The following is a 16,617-nucleotide window of genomic DNA, read 5'->3' as shown; positions in this document are numbered from 1 at the left end:
TGTAACTTTTAATGCCACCATGAGGAGGGCTGTCCGAGTGAACAATCAACCGTTGGATATACAGGTGAATTTTACTTGCCAATATTGTAACACCAAAATTGCAGTAGAGCTGGGCGGAGAGCCTGTGTCCGTTATTTGCTGCAGCAAGTGTAACAAGACCTTTACCGTTATGCGGCCAGCCATAGCGGAGGAGATTTTGATTGATTGGGAGAATGAAGCATTATTCCAAAAAATCCGGGCCGAAAAAACCCAGAGCAGCAATAGCAGTCTCTTGTCGCTAGTCATCAGGGTGATTGAGCTGCTGACCTGGCGTGACAAAGGAAATGGGCAGGTGGAAGCCATCAAAGAGATGCGCCACTGGCTTATAGAGCATGAGGAAGTGCCTCCGTTAGCGGAGTTGATTAAGCTGGATATGAACAGTCAGCGTTCCGCCAAACGGAACTGGAACGATTGAAGTGTTCACAGAAACCATTTCTGAGTGAAGAAGAAGGGGATAGGGATGTCAAATATATTTTTCACATCAGATCAACATTTTGGGCATAAGCTGATTATTGATTTTGAGTCCCGTCCCTTTGGCAGCGAGGAAGAAATGGACCGGGTGATGATCGAGAAGTGGAATTCTGTTGTCGGTACAGAAGACACGGTCTTTCACTTGGGAGATTTTTCTTTCTTGAACCTGGAAAAAACACAGGAGATTGTTTCTGCCCTCAAAGGCTATAAAATCCTGATTCTAGGCAATCATGACCGCAGCCGAGGCCGGAACTGGTGGCTTGAAGCCGGTTTTAATGAAGTCAGTGAGTATCCTGTAATATATAAAGATTTCTTTTTTCTTTCACATGAACCCATGTATATGAATAAGCATATGCCTTACGTAAATGTGCACGGCCATATTCATAGCCAGAAGTATGAGGGGAAGAATTATTTTAACATTTGCGTAGAACACTGGGACTATACACCTCTATCTTTTGCCCAAATCAGAGATTATGTTGTGGTGAATGAGGAAGGATAACGAAATTTTTGTATTTTGATGTTGCATAATTATGCAATATGGGGCAATATACCATTTTCATATCGGTAACTCTTGATTAAGCCCATGGAATATAAGTATACTAAGGATAATAGAATAACCGGAAATTGAGGAAGCACCCTTTTTCTTGAATTTAGTCCGCCTGTCATGGGCGTATTTCAAGAGAAGAGGTGTTTTTGTTATGTATGGAAAAATGCACAGCGCATGCTTGTATGGGATAGAGGGTGTCATGATTGGTGTGGAAATCGATCTGGCCAACGGTCTGCCGCAGACGAGCATCATTGGGTTGCCTGATTCGGCGATCCGGGAAGCTGTAGAGAGAGTACGTGCCGCCGTCAAAAATTGTGGTTACCGTTATCCGCAGCAGCGGGTCACCATAAATTTGGCTCCAGCTGACCTCCGTAAGGAAGGATCTGCATTCGATCTTGCCATTGCTCTTGGTATTTTGACCACAAGCGGGCAATTGGATATGCCTGAAGCGGAACAACTGTTATTAATTGGTGAGCTGGCGCTAGACGGAAGTTTGCGGCCCGTTACCGGAGTGCTGTCTATGGTAGAAGCAGCTCGCCGCAGCGGCATGAAGGGTGTACTCGTTCCGAAAGACAATGCCGCCGAAGCGTCATTAATCAGCGGAATGACCGTATATGCAGCGGAGCATTTACGACAGCTGCCGCCACCGGATGCAGATAGGGAGCTATTAACTGTTCGCCCCTTATCTACTGTTTCTTCGCAACTAAGTGAGCTTCCTTTTCCAGTTACGGTTAGTACAAGCCAGACTGAAAAAGACCGCCCACCAGTTAAAGTGCTATCTCTGAATCATCTTAGATTCATTCCTGAATATGCGCACACTGATTCAGGAAGCTCCGAAGTGAATATGATGGCGGAGGACTATAGTGATGTTCTCGGGCAGAATCATGTGAAGCGCGCCTTGATGATAGCTGCTGCCGGGATGCACAATATTGTTCTGATGGGACCGCCGGGAACGGGAAAGACCATGCTGATCAAACGGCTTCCAGGCATACTTCCGGAACTTGATGATAATGAGTCGCTAGAGGTGACCAAAATCTTCAGTTCCGCAGGCAAATTGAAGGAAGCGAACAGCGGATTATTGCGTAGCCGCCCGTTTCGTTCCCCCCATCATACGATCTCAGCTGCAGGACTGATCGGTGGCGGGGGGATTCCCAAGCCGGGAGAGGTGAGCCTGGCACATCGAGGTGTTCTCTTTTTGGACGAGCTGCCCGAGTTCTCCCGCAATGTGCTTGAAGTACTCCGTCAGCCCCTTGAGGATGGAGTGGTAACGATCAGCCGCGCCCGGGCTGCATTTACATTTCCGGCACAATTTTTACTCGCATGTTCAATGAATCCTTGCAGCTGTGGATATTTAGGGAGCATAGGGACGACGAAGCGATGCACCTGCAGTCCGGCAAAGATCGCCCAATACCGCGGCAAAATTTCCGGACCGCTGCTGGACCGGATTGATATGCAGGTGGATGTACCCCGTCCGAGAGATTGGGAGGGGCAGGGGAACTCGGTATCCTCGGCGGAAATGCGCCTCGAAGTGCTTAAGGTACAAGCTATTCAGGCGGATCGTTATAGAGGTCTGCCGATCTCCTGGAACAGCGAGCTTTCAGGGGCTGCTTTGCGCCGTTATGCAAGGCTTCAAAAAGACGGCAGACAATTACTGAATGATATTCTGGAAAGTCTCGGCTTAAGTATGCGGGCGCATGACCGGATCATTAAGCTGGCCCGTACTATTGCTGATCTTGAAGGTGCAGCAGATATCGGTTCATCCCATCTTGCCGAAGCTGTCCAATACCGTAATTTGGACAGGCAAGTTATAGTAGATGAGTGATTCTGTAAGTATACAGAGCCTCACGGTTTACCTATACAAACAAGCCGTCCGGGAGACCGGACGGCTTGTGCTATGTTAACGAGATGTGCAATTAGTGCTTACAGCACATTCAACTCGACTGCAATGTTACCGCGGGTTGCGCGGGAGTATGGGCATGCACCATGAGCTGCTTCTACCAATTGTGCTGCGGTTTCTTTGTCAACGCCTTTAACCAGGACATCCATCTTAACGGCAATACCGAACCCGCCATCCTCTACTTTTCCGAAACTGACGGTAGCCGTTACTTCGCTGCCTTCGATTTTCACTTTTCCCATGCGGGCAACCATGTTCAGTGCACTGTCGAAGCAAGCGGAATAGCCAGCTGCGAACAGCTGCTCCGGATTGGTTCCTTCGCCGCCGGCACCGCCCATTTCACGTGGAGTGCTGATGGTGAGATTCAGTTTTGGGCTTTCGGATTCAATATATCCATTTCTTCCACCTACTGCTTTTACTGTTGTTTCGTACATTTTTTGTTGGATAGTCATCATTATTAATCGCTCCCGTTCATTTGATAATGTATTGTACACAATTAAATTTAACACAATAAAAATAATAGTCAATATATTTTTTGCTATTAACATGATATTAATTAGAAATTGTGATAAAATAATGTCACAAAGGCAGGTGAAGAAGATATGCAAGAGACAACTACAACCCCCGAGCTGCTGCTTGAGAATCAATTGTGTTTTACTATTTATGCCTGTTCACGTGAATTCACAAAGCTGTACCAGCCTCATCTGGACAAGATTGGACTAACGTATTCCCAATACCTTGTAATGCTTGTACTGTGGGAACGACACCAGTGTACAGTTAAAGAGCTGGGCGAAGCGCTTTTTTTGGATTCAGGCACATTAACGCCACTGCTGAAGAGGTTGCAGGCTGCCGGTCTGATTCTTCGCGAACGATCGCTTCAGGATGAACGGAAGGTACTGATCTCCTTAACTGAACAGGGTAAGGCTCTACGGAGTGAAGCAGCATGCATCCCCGGTAAAATGGCGGAAGGTACGATGTTATCGGCAGATGAATTTGTGGGTCTGCTGGGTCAATTCAAGGACCTGCTTGCCCGTGTGCACGAAGCCAATACCAATGCCGTAAAATAGCTTGTTTATGTAAAGTCAATGCAATCGTTCGCATTCCGGCATGAAATCGAGCGAAAATGTATGTATAAATCATGAAAGTTTTTAAGGAAAGCGTTTTTAAAACATGTTACAATATTCTGGGTTTCATATTTTGGCTCTGGGCGGAAATCGGTTCAATACGATATTTTCGTCCCGGATGCCATAGACAGAAACCTGTGCCGATTTCAAATGATTCCGGCACGGGTATTCTGTGTGTACCGGGATATTACTATATTTTACCGGTCTGGACCCGGCTTTGGACAATCAAAACGGAAAGCGGAATGGCAGCAGGCTGCCTGCTTGCCACCGCAATACTTTAGGAGGCTTCCGGTATGAATATCCACGAGTATCAGGGAAAAGAAGTACTTAAGAAGTACGGCGTAGCCGTACCGAACGGAAAAGTAGCTTATACAGTGGAGGAAGCGGTAGAAGCCGCAGCGTCGCTGGGTACCCCGGTGGTAGTGGTCAAAGCGCAGATTCATGCTGGCGGACGCGGCAAAGCCGGAGGTGTAAAGGTCGCCAAAACAAGCGAAGAGGTTCGTGCATATGCAGAAGAGATTCTCGGAAAGACGCTGATTACCCATCAGACCGGGCCCGAAGGCAAGATAGTGAAACGGCTGCTGATTGAGGAAGGCTGTCAGATTGTAAAGGAATACTATATTGGACTTGTTGTTGACCGTGGCTCCGGCCGTGTGGTAATGATGGCATCGGAGGAAGGCGGAACTGAGATTGAAGAGGTTGCAGCTACGCATCCTGAGAAGATTTTCAAGGAGATTATTGATCCGGCGGTAGGATTGCAGACGTTTCAAGCCCGGAAACTAGCGTACAGTATAGCGATTCCGACAGAATTGGTTAATAAAGCGGTCAAGTTCATGCAAGCGCTCTATTTGGCTTTTGTGGATAAGGATTGCTCTATTGCTGAGATTAATCCGCTTGTGGTTACGGGGGATGGAAACGTTATGGCACTTGATGCCAAGCTGAATTTCGATTCCAATGCCTTGTTCCGGCATAAGAACATTCTGGAGCTGCGTGACCTGGACGAAGAGGATGCGAAGGAGATTGAAGCTTCCAAATTCGATCTGAGCTACATCGTACTGGACGGCAACATCGGATGTATGGTGAACGGTGCCGGCCTGGCCATGGCCACTATGGATATTATCAAATACTATGGCGGTGAGCCGGCCAACTTCCTGGATGTAGGGGGCGGTGCCACCACCGAAAAGGTTACAGAAGCATTTAAAATTATTTTGTCAGACGACAAAGTTAATGGAATATTCGTCAATATTTTCGGCGGAATCATGCGTTGTGATGTTATTGCCAGCGGAGTAGTGGAAGCTGCCAGACAGCTTGGACTGACCAAGCCGCTTGTTGTCCGTCTTGAAGGCACCAATGTAGCACTGGGCAAGCAGATTCTTGCCGGATCGGGGCTGAATATCGTAGCTGCGGATTCCATGGCGGATGGAGCCCGTAAGATTGTAGCTCTTGTGTAAAGACAATTCTAAGTAGGGATGTGACTATAGATGAGCATTCTTGTAGATAAAAATACGAAGGTCATCACGCAAGGGATCACAGGCTCGACCGGCTTGTTCCATACCAAGGGAGCCCTGGATTACGGTACCCAGATGGTAGGCGGGGTTACCCCAGGCAAAGGCGGGACCACTGTCAATATTACTTTGGACAATGGCAGTGAGGTCAGTCTGCCAGTATTCGATACGGTTGTAGCTGCTAAGGCAGCTACGGGTGCGACGGCAAGTGTGATTTATGTGCCACCGGCTTTTGCGGCGGACTCAATCATGGAGGCAGTGGATGCCGGCCTTGAGCTGGTCATCTGTATTACTGAAGGAATCCCAGTGCTGGATATGGTAAAAGTTTCACGCTATATGGAAGGACGCCCTACCGTGCTGATCGGCCCTAACTGTCCGGGTGTCATTACACCAGGTGAGTGTAAAATAGGAATCATGCCGGGGTATATTCATATGCCTGGTTACGTGGGAGTTGTGTCCCGCAGCGGAACGCTTACCTATGAAGCGGTACACCAGTTGACTGAGCGCGGAATTGGACAGTCTTCAGCAGTCGGTATTGGTGGGGACCCTGTAAAAGGCTCGGAATTCATCGATATTTTGAAGCTGTTTAATGAGGATCCTGGAACCAAGGCTGTCATTATGATCGGAGAGATCGGTGGTACAGCAGAAGAGGAAGCGGCGGAGTGGATCAAAGAGCACATGACCAAGCCGGTCGTCGGCTTTATTGGAGGCGTAACTGCGCCTCCGGGTAAACGAATGGGGCACGCCGGAGCCATTATTTCTGGTGGGAAGGGGACGGCCAGCGAGAAGATTGCTGTGCTGGAATCCTGTGGTATCAAAGTTGCGCCAACTCCAGCCGAAATGGGCTCTACCCTTGTGAGCGTCCTGGAAGAACGCGGCATTCTGAACGCTTTTACGACTCACTGATTTTTCACAATACATTTGCGTCCAGATTAGGTATAATCAATTTATAAGGTAAGCAACCTTTTGTTCTCTTTCATGGGGATAAAAGGTTGCTTTTTTGGCGTTCGGCCTTTTTCACAAGGAGGATTCCTGCTATACCTTACCTCAATCAGATGGTTTTTTATTAGAAGGCTTGCCTTCATCAAAAGGGGAGAAGTACATATGGAAAGACGCGGTCTGCTGATTGGATTGAATGAAGTAGAGGGTGTTGGCTGGAAAACCATCGACAGAATTCACCAGGCAGGACTTTTGACGGAAAATGCATTTTCGTGCAGTTCTGAGGATTGGGTAAAAGTGGGGGTCCATCCGAAAATTGCTCAGAAGCTCGCTGCTGATTTTAATGAAGACTGGATTAGTTCTCGCTGCAATTTAATGAAGGAAAGCGGTGTAGATGTGGCTACTCTGTTTGATGAAGATTATCCTGAGCGACTTAAACAAACACCGCAGCCCCCGTGGGTGTTGTATTACAGAGGCAATCTGAAGCTCGCTTCCTGTCCTTCAATCGCAATGGTTGGAACCCGTGTGCCAACGGCATATGGGCGTAAGGTGGGTGAAATGCTGGCTTCAGAGCTAAGTGAGGCAGGCTTCACGGTGGTAAGTGGACTTGCCCGGGGCATTGACAGTGTCTGCCATGAAGCTGCACTAGGGAGTAAAGGTGGTACCATTGCTGTGGTTGCTACAGGACTCGACAGGATATATCCTCCGGAGAATAGGGAGCTGGAGCGGCAGATTTCACGTGAAGGCCTGGTGCTCAGTGAATATCCGCTGGGAACCAAAAGCCATCCCGGACTTTTCCCTCAGCGTAATCGAATTATAGCGGGACTTACACTGGGAACGCTGGTAGTCGAGGCGGATACCCGGAGTGGCTCACTGATTACCGCTGACGCCGCCCTTGAAGCCGGGAGAGATGTATTTGCCGTACCGGGACCGATCACTTCACCCAAAAGCCGGGGAGCGCTAGACTTAATTAAGCAAGGGGCAAAACTAGTAACCGGAGCCATCGATATTATTGAAGAATACCTGTCGCACCTGCCTTCAAAGTCTATAGGGGATACAGAAAATGCCCTTTTGCTGCCGGTAGGAGAAGACAGGCTCAGGGAAAAGAAATTGACAAGTGAGGAGTCTCACCTATACCATATACTGCATCAAGGCCCTTTTACGCTGGATGAGCTGCTGCCCAGAACGGGATGGGATTTTGGACATTTGCATTCAGTTCTGTTATCTTTAATCATAAAAAAAGCGGTATCACAATTACCAGGGGCAATTTATAAGGTAATTTAATATAGAAGGAACACTTTTAGGAGGAACAACCTATGGCGGAAGCATTGGTTATTGTCGAATCGCCGGCAAAAGCGAAGACAATTGGCAAATATTTAGGAAGTAAATATATCGTAAAGGCTTCTATGGGGCATATCAGGGATTTGCCGAAGAGTCAGATCGGTGTAGAAGTGGAAAATGATTTCAATCCCAAGTATATTACGATCCGTGGTAAGGGTTCGATTTTGAAGGAACTTAAGGACGCCAGCAAAAAAGTGAAAAAAGTCTATCTGGCGGCTGACCCGGACCGCGAAGGTGAAGCCATTGCCTGGCATCTGGCGCATGCGCTGGATCTGGACAACACACAGGAATGCCGGGTCGTTTTTAATGAGATTACGAAGCAGGCTGTAAAAGATGCTTTCAAGACACCCCGTAAGATTAATATGGATCTGGTTAACGCTCAACAGGCACGGCGTATTCTGGATCGTCTGGTCGGCTACAAGATTAGCCCGCTATTATGGAAGAAAGTCAAAAAAGGTTTGTCCGCCGGCCGTGTGCAATCTGTTGCCGTTAAAATCATTATGGACCGGGAGAATGAAATTTCGGCATTTGTACCTACGGAATATTGGAGTATTACCGCGAAACTGGGCATTCGGGATTCACTCTTCGAAGCCAAGTTCCACAAACTGAATGGTGAAAAGAAAGAACTTGGTCAGGAAAGTGATGTTCAGGAAGTCCTGGAAGCAATCAAAGATGCTGCCTTCAAGGTAAGTGAAGTAAAAGAGAAAGAAAGACAACGGCATCCTTCCGCACCTTTCACGACGAGCTCCTTGCAGCAGGAAGCAGCACGAAAGCTGGGCTTCCGTGCAGCCAAAACCATGTCTGTGGCACAGCAGTTGTATGAGGGTGTTGAGCTGGGCAAAGAAGGAACGGTCGGTTTGATCACTTATATGCGTACCGACTCCACCCGTCTATCCGTAACCGCGCAGGATGAAGCCAAGGAATTGATCCTTTCCAAATACGGTGAGAAATTCGTCCCTGAGACGCCTCGCCAATATTCAAAAAAAGCCGCCGGATCGCAGGATGCGCATGAAGCTATCCGCCCTACCTCCGCCCTACGTGAACCTGAAATGGTTAAAGAATACATGAGCCGTGATCAATTCCGGCTGTATAAACTGATATGGGAGCGGTTTGTATCCAGTCAGATGTCTTCTGCAATTCTGGATACGCTCTCGGTAGATATCACCGTTGGCGCTGCTGTGTTCAGAGCCGTCGGTTCCAAAGTGTCTTTTGCGGGTTTTATGAAGGTATATGTTGAAGGCAATGATGACGGAACCACGGATGAGGAAAAGTATTTACCTCCGCTCAAGGCGGGCGATGACCTGGCTAAGCATGAAATAGAGCCGAAACAGCATTTTACACAGCCGCCTCCACGATACACAGAGGCACGTCTGGTCAAAACGTTGGAAGAGCTGGGAATAGGGCGTCCAAGTACTTATGCCCCTACACTGGAAACGATCCAAAAGCGTGGTTATGTGGCGATTGAAGAGAAAAAGTTCATGCCGACAGAACTTGGCGAATTAATCATCGAGCAGATGGAACAGTTTTTTCCTGAGATTCTAGATGTAGAATTCACGGCGCATATGGAAGGCGATCTTGACCATGTAGAAGAAGGCGTGGAGGATTGGGTTAAAGTATTAGCTGAATTCTACACGTCCTTTGAGAAGCGGCTGGTGTTTGCTGAGGAAGAGATGAAGGAAATTGAAATTGAGGATGAAGTGTCGGATGAGCTGTGTGAGAAATGCGGCAAACCGATGGTATATAAGCTTGGACGGTTCGGTAAGTTTCTGGCTTGCTCCGGATTCCCGGATTGCCGGAATACTAAGCCCATTGTGAAGGATATTGGGGTAAGCTGTCCGAAGTGTCATGAAGGTAAAGTCGTGGAGCGCCGCAGTAAAAAAGGCCGTGTCTTCTATGGCTGCGATCAATACCCTGGCTGTGATTTTGTATCGTGGGACAGACCATCTATTAAACCATGTCCGGTCTGCGGTTCCTGGATGATTGAGAAGCGTAACAAGCAGGGGACAAAGCTCCAGTGCACTTCTTGCGATCATACCGAAGCTGTACTTGAGGGTGAAGAACTAGCAGAATAAATGTCTCTACAGGAGGAAAGGAAATTGACAGAATTAGCTAAGGTTACAGTAATAGGGGCCGGCCTCGCAGGGAGCGAAGCAGCCTGGCAGATAGCTTCCCGGGGGGTTCCGGTTAGATTATATGAGATGAGACCTGTTGTGAAGACTCCTGCGCATCATACCGATCAATTTGCTGAACTGGTATGCAGCAACTCGTTGCGCGCCAATGGACTTGGTAATGCGGTTGGTGTACTTAAGGAAGAAATGCGGCGTCTGGATTCACTGGTACTGGGTGCAGCTGATCGTCATGCAGTTCCTGCTGGTGGAGCACTTGCTGTTGACCGTGATGGATTCTCCGGTGAAATCACTTCCAAACTGCACAATCATCCCCTTGTAGAAGTCATAAATGAAGAACTTACGCATATACCGGAGGAAGGGATCGTTGTGATTGCGACTGGCCCGTTGACTTCCCCGGCATTATCCGCCGAGATCAAAAGGCTGCTAGGTGAAGAGTACTTTTACTTCTATGATGCCGCAGCTCCTATTGTGGAAAAAGATACAATCGACATGAGCAAGGTATATCTGGCCTCCCGATACGACAAAGGTGAGGCGGCATATCTGAACTGTCCGATGACGGAAGAGGAGTTTGACCGTTTTTATGATGCGCTAATTTCTGCAGAGACTGCAGCAATCAAAGATTTTGAGAAAGAGATTTATTTTGAAGGCTGCATGCCGATTGAAATCATGATGAAGCGCGGCAAACAGACCGCCTTGTTCGGACCCATGAAACCGGTGGGCCTCCTGAATCCTCATACAGGCAAACTGCCTTACGCGGTTGTGCAGTTACGCCAGGATAATGCTGCTGGAACGCTATATAATCTGGTTGGCTTCCAGACGCATCTGAAATGGGGCGAACAGAAACGGGTATTCTCACTGATTCCGGGCCTGGAGAATGCCGAGTATGTCCGCTATGGAGTAATGCACCGTAATACATTTATTAATTCTCCGAAGCTCTTGCATCCTACCTATCAAATGAAGGGTCTGGAAAGACTTTTTTTTGCCGGTCAAATGACGGGGGTTGAAGGTTACGTAGAGTCCGCTGCATCGGGGCTGATTGCTGGTGTGAATGCTGCGAGGGCAGCGCTTGGGGATGAAGGCCTCATCTTCCCTCAGGAGACGGTGCTGGGCAGTATGCCTGCTTACATCACGTCTGCCGATCCGGAACATTTCCAGCCGATGAATGCCAATTTTGGTCTATTGCCCAAGCTTGCGCAAAGAATCCGCAGTAAAAAAGAAAAAAATGAGTTTCTTGCTCATCGAGCCTTGGATAGTCTCGCCGCGTACGCCGCTCATACTGGGCTTCCGCACAAAGAACCGGAGAATGCGGATCAGACTTCTCAATAAAATAAGATATCCAGTAACGCGCACAAAACTTAGGGTTATGCTTTCAAAGCGAGTTTTGTACGCAGATGATCCCAGGCAGTAACGCTCACAAAACTTTTAGGAGGTTGCTTAAATTATGTTACCTAGCTTTCATGCAACTACAATTTGTGCGGTGAGACATAATGGCCATGCGGCAATAGCCGGAGATGGCCAGGTTACATTTGGCGAGAGTGTTATTATGAAGACAACGGCCAGAAAGGTACGTCGTTTATATAGAGGGCAGGTTATCGCGGGCTTTGCGGGATCCGTGGCGGATGCGATTACGTTGTTCGAGAAGTTCGAGGGCAAGCTGGAAGAGCATCATGGAAACTTACAGCGTGCGGCTGTGGAACTGGCCAAGGATTGGCGCCAGGATCGTATTTTGCGAAAGCTGGAAGCACTGATGATTGTGATGGATAAAGAGGGTATGTTGTTGATTTCCGGTAATGGAGAAATTATTGAGCCGGATGATGATGTGCTTGCCATCGGTTCAGGAGGTAATTTCGCGCTCGCTTCAGGACGTGCTTTGAAACGGCATGCCTCCAATCTAAGCGCATCAGAAATAGCCAAAGAAGCGCTGACGATTGCATCCGAGATATGTGTGTATACTAATTCAAATATTATTGTCGAAGAACTGTAGGCACGGTGCCACAGAAAAGGGAGGACGTCACAATGGTGAATCAATCGCTTACACCCCGGCAAATCGTAGCAGAACTTGATAAGTATATTGTAGGCCAAAAGCAGGCTAAGAAATCAGTGGCTGTTGCGCTCCGCAACCGCTATCGCCGTTCACTGCTGTCTGAAGACCTGCGGGATGAGGTTGTCCCGAAGAATATTCTAATGATCGGACCTACTGGTGTCGGCAAAACCGAAATTGCACGGCGTCTCGCCAAGCTGGTCAATGCCCCGTTTATTAAAGTGGAAGCTACTAAGTTTACAGAGGTTGGTTATGTGGGGCGTGACGTAGAGTCAATGGTCCGTGATTTGGTGGAGACCTCCATTCGAATGGTGAAGCTGGAGCGGACCGAGAAAGTAAAGGACCGCGCTGAAGAAATGGCCAATGAGCGGATTGTATCTATTCTGGTGCCTGGGGGGTCCAAGAATAAATCACAGCGGAATCCGTTTGAAATGATTTTTGGCGGAAACAACGGCGGAAGCGATGATACCAAAGAGGAAGCGGACGATGGCAGTCTTAGTGAGCGCCGCCGTGGAGTCAAGTTCAAATTGCTCGCAGGACAGCTGGAGGATGACATCATTGAGGTGGATGTTGAAGATACGGCACCTAATATGCTTGACATGTTCGCTGGACAAGGTAATGATCAGATGGGTATGAATATGCAGGAAATGTTCGGCAGTCTTTTACCTAAGCGGACCAAGAAGCGCAAACTTCCGATCAGAGAAGCACGGAAAGTCCTGATCCAGGATGAAGCCGCAAAGCTGATCGATATGGATGATGTTATTCAGGAATCGGTGGCACGTGCTGAGCAGTCTGGGATTATTTTTATCGACGAGATCGACAAAGTTGCAAGTCAAGGCAAAGGTTCGGGACCCGATGTATCCAGGGAAGGGGTACAGCGCGATATTTTGCCTATCGTTGAAGGTTCTACAGTAATGACTAAATATGGTCCTGTTAAGACTGACTATGTGCTGTTTATGGCCGCTGGAGCATTTCATGTTGCCAAACCTTCTGATCTTATTCCTGAACTTCAGGGTCGGTTTCCGATCCGTGTGGAATTGAGCAGTTTGACACTTGAGGATTTTGTCTCAATTCTGACTGAACCGGAGAACGCCCTAACGAAGCAATATGTTAATCTGCTGAGAACGGAGAATATCGAAGTTCAGTTTCAGCAAGAAGCGATTTATGAGATCGCTAGGATTGCAGCCTCAGTAAACCAGAATATGGAGAATATAGGTGCGCGTAGACTGCATACTATTTTAGAGAAACTGCTGGAAGACCTATCTTTTGAAGCTCCTGAGCTGACTTTGGATACGATGGTCATCACTCCAGAGTACGTTCGTGAAAAATTGGCAGGAATCGCACAGGATCGCGACTTAAGCCAATATATCCTTTAGTACATTGGGACTCGGGACAATTCAAATTTAGGTATTTGGAATTAGCTATATACAAAAAGCCCCCTTAATCGGGGGCATTTATGTAATTATATGTTAAAAAGAGTCATATCATGGCGTTGAAAAGTAAATAAATAGAAAAAACATGCTATAAGCCCTCTCTTTTCAGAAAAGATAGGGCTTATTTCTTATTGTAATAATATACAAATTCTAAGAGAATCAATGTATATGAGATTGACATTATTTTTGTCCATCGACAACTTTCGACCTATATTCGGCAAGTGTGGAAGATTTTTAGCTTTTTTTGTCGAATCAAGCAGGAATTCGTAAGGAGTTTGTGGAATTCTTTTCATCACAAAGCTTTTGGAAGGGGGATTTCCATTGGGTTTATTGAACAGTGTCAGTTTTCAAAGATTACAGGGAGGCATAGATGCCGCCACCAAACGACAAAGTGTTCTGGCTAATAATGTCGCTAACGTTGACACTCCTAATTTTAAACGCTCTGATGTCAATTTTGAGAGTTTTTTACAGCAACAGGAGAGTGGACTTAAGTCAACACTTAATGCGAAGGTGACAGATTCCCGGCACTTCCAATTTGGAACAGGTACTATAGTACCAGCAGCAGTAGTCAGTACAGATGAAACAACTTCAATGAACAATAACGACAATAATGTGGATATGGATCGTGAGCAGGCGTTAAGTGCTGAGAATCAGCTCAGATACAATGCATATGTAGAGCAGCTGAACAGCCAGATTACAATGATGCGTACAGTGGTTGAAGGGAGATAATGAGAAATGAACTTTGGTAGCAGCTTTGGGATCAGCGCTTCAGCATTAACCGCCCAGCGGCTAAGAATGGATGTGATTTCCTCTAACATTGCAAATGCAGAGACAACAAGAGCCTCTGTGGTTGATGGCAAAGCCGTGCCTTACCGGCGAAAAATGGTTGTACTTGAAACAACCCAGAATGACAGTTTCTCCAATATCTTGCAGTCGAAGATGAGCAGCGGTGGAAGCCAAGGGGTTAAGGTACAGTCCATCATCGAAGATTCATCACCGCTGAAGCCTGTGTACAATCCAAGTCATCCGGATGCGGATGCCGATGGATATGTGTATATGCCAAACGTGGATATTGCCAAAGAAATGGTGGATATGCTGTCTTCGACTCGATCCTATGAAGCTAACCTCACGATGCTGAATGCATCCAAATCCATGGTAAGCAAAGCGCTCGAAATCGGGCGGTAAAATAAAATATAAAACACATCAGGAGGGAAACAGTTGATACAAAATTTGAGTATCGGGGCGCAGGCAATCAAGCCGTTAGCTATGAAAACCCCAGCTGCTGAGTCAACAACCGTTGAAGGTTCAGGCCAGAGCTTTAGTTCTTATTTGCAGAATGCTTTGGATCAGGTAGCAGGTCAAGAACAGCAGGCAAAAGATATGAATAACAAATTCGTCCTGGGTGAAGTCAACGTTGATGAAACAATGATTTCTTCCCAACAGGCATTGCTGAGTTTGCAGTTGACTACACAAGTCCGGAACAAAGTGATTGAAGCCTATCAGGAAATTATGAGAACTCAAATCTAAATAATCCTAGCTTAGTTTCGGATGGGGTGACACTGTGAATGAAAGATTTGCCCAGTACCGGGAAAAAATCACCCAGTATTGGAACAGATTCAGCGGTAAACAGAAAATATTATTTTTTTCCACGCTGTTTATCATCATAATCATAATCGTAGTTTTATCGATGCAATTATCGAAGACGGAATACGAAGTGGCTTTTCAAGATTTAGATAGTACCGATTCAGCCGGAGTAATGAGTTACCTGGACACAGCTGGGGTTTCATATCGCCTGAGTCCTGATGGTAAAAGCATCTCCGTCCCAAGTACAGATGCCGCCCGGATCAAAGTGGACATTGGATCGCAGGGGATTGTGCAGGGGGGTTCGATCGGATATAAGGTTTTTGACGAATCTTCGTCGATGATTGGTACAACTGACAGCGAGTTTAATGTGAAGTACAACAATGCTTTGAATGGTGAAGTAGAGCAGCTAATGAGAAGAATGCAGGGTATAAAGGATGCCAAGGTTCTGATCAATCTGCCCAAAGAAACCGTTTTTGCCTCACAGGAGGATCAAGAGCAGGCTTCTGCTTCCGTAGTCCTTAGCTTTGACCCTGGATTTAGACCTTCACAGGAAAATATCGATGGTTACTTCAACCTTGTGAAGACTGCTGTGCCAAACCTGCCAATTGACAACATTACGATTGCCAATAATGAAGTCGAATTAATGCCAACGGCTAAAGGCGGGCAAGCGGGAGTTTCTAGTCAGGTTGAAGAAAATTTCACTCTCAAAAAGAAATTTGAAGAGGAAGTTAAAAAGAATGTAAAGCAGTTCCTTAGTACGCTCACGGGTCCGGATAAAGTTGATGTTCTAGTCTTCTCCCAATTGAATTTTGATAAGGAGAACAGACAGGAGAAACTGGTAACGCCGGTAGATACGGAGAATATGAAAGGGATTGAGATCAGCTCGCAGATTATCAGCAATTCCTATTCAGGTAAGGGAAACACTACCGGAGGGGTTGCAGGTACAGGCTCTCAAGATGTCGCGGGTTATCCAGCGGATACAGGTTCAGGAAATTCTTCATCTGAGGAGTCTTCGGAGACAAGAAACTTTGAAGTGAACCATATCACTAAGGATATTATTGCAAGTCCATATTCTGTTAAAGATTTAACCATAAATGTTGCGGTTGAACCACCTACAGGACAAACAACTTTGGATGCCACTACTTCGGCAGCCATTCAGAATATTTTGGTGAATATCGTTCGGGCGTCTCTGGCTGATTCTGGTGTCACTTATACAGACGCAGACTTAGCTAAAAAAGTTTCGGTATATTCCCAACAATTCGGAAGTACGGATGCTAACGCAGCTGCAGGCGGACTTGCAACGTGGATGATTTGGGCTATTGCCGCAGCGGCTTTACTAGTTGGTGCAGGAGGCGGGTTCCTTATCTACCGCAGCCGTAAGAAGAAGGCAGAAGAAGAAGTGGAAGAAGATATTCCGCTTCAGATTCCTACCGAATTCCCATCAATTAATATGGAGAGTGTGACGAACGAAAGTCAGGTTCGTAAGCAACTGGAAAGTCTGGCGAAGAAGAAACCGGATGAATTCGTAAATCTGCTGCGTACATGGCTAGCAGACGAACAGAGGTGAAAT

At 46.9% G+C, this 16,617-nt stretch carries 16 protein-coding genes; 15 read left to right on the top strand and 1 reads right to left on the bottom strand.

The features are described from left to right. Positions 1-37: 37 nt before the first annotated feature. From ACTJKB_RS03050 to ACTJKB_RS03040, 3 genes are all read left to right on the top strand, one after another. A complete protein-coding gene (locus ACTJKB_RS03050; protein ID WP_440831742.1) occupies positions 38-454 on the top strand; it encodes a hypothetical protein in 417 nt (138 codons plus the stop codon). A 45-nt stretch (positions 455-499) separates the two neighbouring features. Then, positions 500-1,009 carry a metallophosphoesterase gene (locus ACTJKB_RS03045; RefSeq protein ID WP_440831741.1) on the top strand — a complete coding sequence of 170 codons (510 nt, stop codon included), beginning with the start codon at positions 500-502 and terminating at the stop codon, positions 1,007-1,009. Between the two features lie 199 nt (positions 1,010-1,208). After that, the gene (locus ACTJKB_RS03040; RefSeq protein ID WP_440831740.1) at positions 1,209-2,879 is read left to right on the top strand and encodes a YifB family Mg chelatase-like AAA ATPase; all 1,671 of its coding nucleotides are present in this window, start codon (positions 1,209-1,211) and stop codon (positions 2,877-2,879) included. A gap of 98 nt (positions 2,880-2,977) precedes the next feature. Here ACTJKB_RS03040 and ACTJKB_RS03035 read toward each other — a convergent pair whose 3' ends face one another. Continuing rightward, entirely contained in the window at positions 2,978-3,406 is a 429-nt protein-coding gene (locus ACTJKB_RS03035) for an organic hydroperoxide resistance protein (RefSeq protein ID WP_074107692.1), read from the bottom strand. A 147-nt stretch (positions 3,407-3,553) separates the two neighbouring features. Between ACTJKB_RS03035 and ACTJKB_RS03030 the strand changes: the two genes are divergently transcribed. The 12 genes from ACTJKB_RS03030 to fliF all read left to right on the top strand — a co-directional run bounded on the left by ACTJKB_RS03030 (position 3,554) and on the right by fliF (position 16,614). Further along, positions 3,554-4,018: a MarR family winged helix-turn-helix transcriptional regulator gene (locus ACTJKB_RS03030; RefSeq protein WP_440831739.1), complete on the top strand. Its 465-nt coding sequence runs from the start codon at positions 3,554-3,556 to the stop codon at positions 4,016-4,018. A gap of 350 nt (positions 4,019-4,368) precedes the next feature. Then, a complete protein-coding gene (sucC, locus tag ACTJKB_RS03025; RefSeq protein ID WP_440831738.1) occupies positions 4,369-5,526 on the top strand; it encodes an ADP-forming succinate--CoA ligase subunit beta in 1,158 nt (385 codons plus the stop codon). Between the two features lie 30 nt (positions 5,527-5,556). Beyond that, entirely contained in the window at positions 5,557-6,486 is a 930-nt protein-coding gene (gene sucD / locus ACTJKB_RS03020) for a succinate--CoA ligase subunit alpha (protein WP_074101788.1), read from the top strand. 198 nt (positions 6,487-6,684) lie between these two features. Then, positions 6,685-7,803 (top strand): DNA-processing protein DprA, encoded by a 1,119-nt coding sequence (gene dprA / locus ACTJKB_RS03015; RefSeq protein WP_440831737.1) that lies wholly within the window; start codon positions 6,685-6,687, stop codon positions 7,801-7,803. 32 nt (positions 7,804-7,835) lie between these two features. Next, entirely contained in the window at positions 7,836-9,932 is a 2,097-nt protein-coding gene (gene topA, locus ACTJKB_RS03010; RefSeq protein WP_440831736.1) for a type I DNA topoisomerase, read from the top strand. Between the two features lie 24 nt (positions 9,933-9,956). Further along, positions 9,957-11,315 carry an FADH(2)-oxidizing methylenetetrahydrofolate--tRNA-(uracil(54)-C(5))-methyltransferase TrmFO gene (gene trmFO, locus ACTJKB_RS03005; protein WP_440831735.1) on the top strand — a complete coding sequence of 453 codons (1,359 nt, stop codon included), beginning with the start codon at positions 9,957-9,959 and terminating at the stop codon, positions 11,313-11,315. Positions 11,316-11,430: 115 nt separating this feature from the next. Continuing rightward, positions 11,431-11,973, top strand: coding sequence for an ATP-dependent protease subunit HslV (hslV, locus tag ACTJKB_RS03000; protein WP_440831734.1), 543 nt, complete (start codon positions 11,431-11,433; stop codon positions 11,971-11,973). Positions 11,974-12,005: 32 nt separating this feature from the next. Further along, on the top strand, positions 12,006-13,406 hold the full coding sequence (gene hslU / locus ACTJKB_RS02995) for an ATP-dependent protease ATPase subunit HslU (RefSeq protein WP_440831733.1): 1,401 nt from the start codon (positions 12,006-12,008) through the stop codon (positions 13,404-13,406). A gap of 378 nt (positions 13,407-13,784) precedes the next feature. Then, positions 13,785-14,192 carry a flagellar basal body rod protein FlgB gene (gene flgB, locus ACTJKB_RS02990; protein WP_440831732.1) on the top strand — a complete coding sequence of 136 codons (408 nt, stop codon included), beginning with the start codon at positions 13,785-13,787 and terminating at the stop codon, positions 14,190-14,192. 6 nt (positions 14,193-14,198) lie between these two features. Next, the gene (flgC, locus tag ACTJKB_RS02985) at positions 14,199-14,648 is read left to right on the top strand and encodes a flagellar basal body rod protein FlgC (protein ID WP_440831731.1); all 450 of its coding nucleotides are present in this window, start codon (positions 14,199-14,201) and stop codon (positions 14,646-14,648) included. 33 nt (positions 14,649-14,681) lie between these two features. After that, complete coding sequence (gene fliE / locus ACTJKB_RS02980; RefSeq protein ID WP_440831730.1) at positions 14,682-14,990, top strand: flagellar hook-basal body complex protein FliE; 309 nt, start codon at positions 14,682-14,684, stop codon at positions 14,988-14,990. A gap of 34 nt (positions 14,991-15,024) precedes the next feature. After that, entirely contained in the window at positions 15,025-16,614 is a 1,590-nt protein-coding gene (gene fliF / locus ACTJKB_RS02975; RefSeq protein ID WP_440831729.1) for a flagellar basal-body MS-ring/collar protein FliF, read from the top strand. Positions 16,615-16,617 lie beyond the last annotated feature (3 nt).

This window comes from Paenibacillus sp. 22594 (genome assembly GCF_052044425.1).
Taxonomy (GTDB): Bacteria; Bacillota; Bacilli; order Paenibacillales; family Paenibacillaceae; genus Paenibacillus_AQ.
Note: the sequence above shows the minus strand (reverse complement) of the source record. Positions and strands in the feature narration are given on the sequence as shown.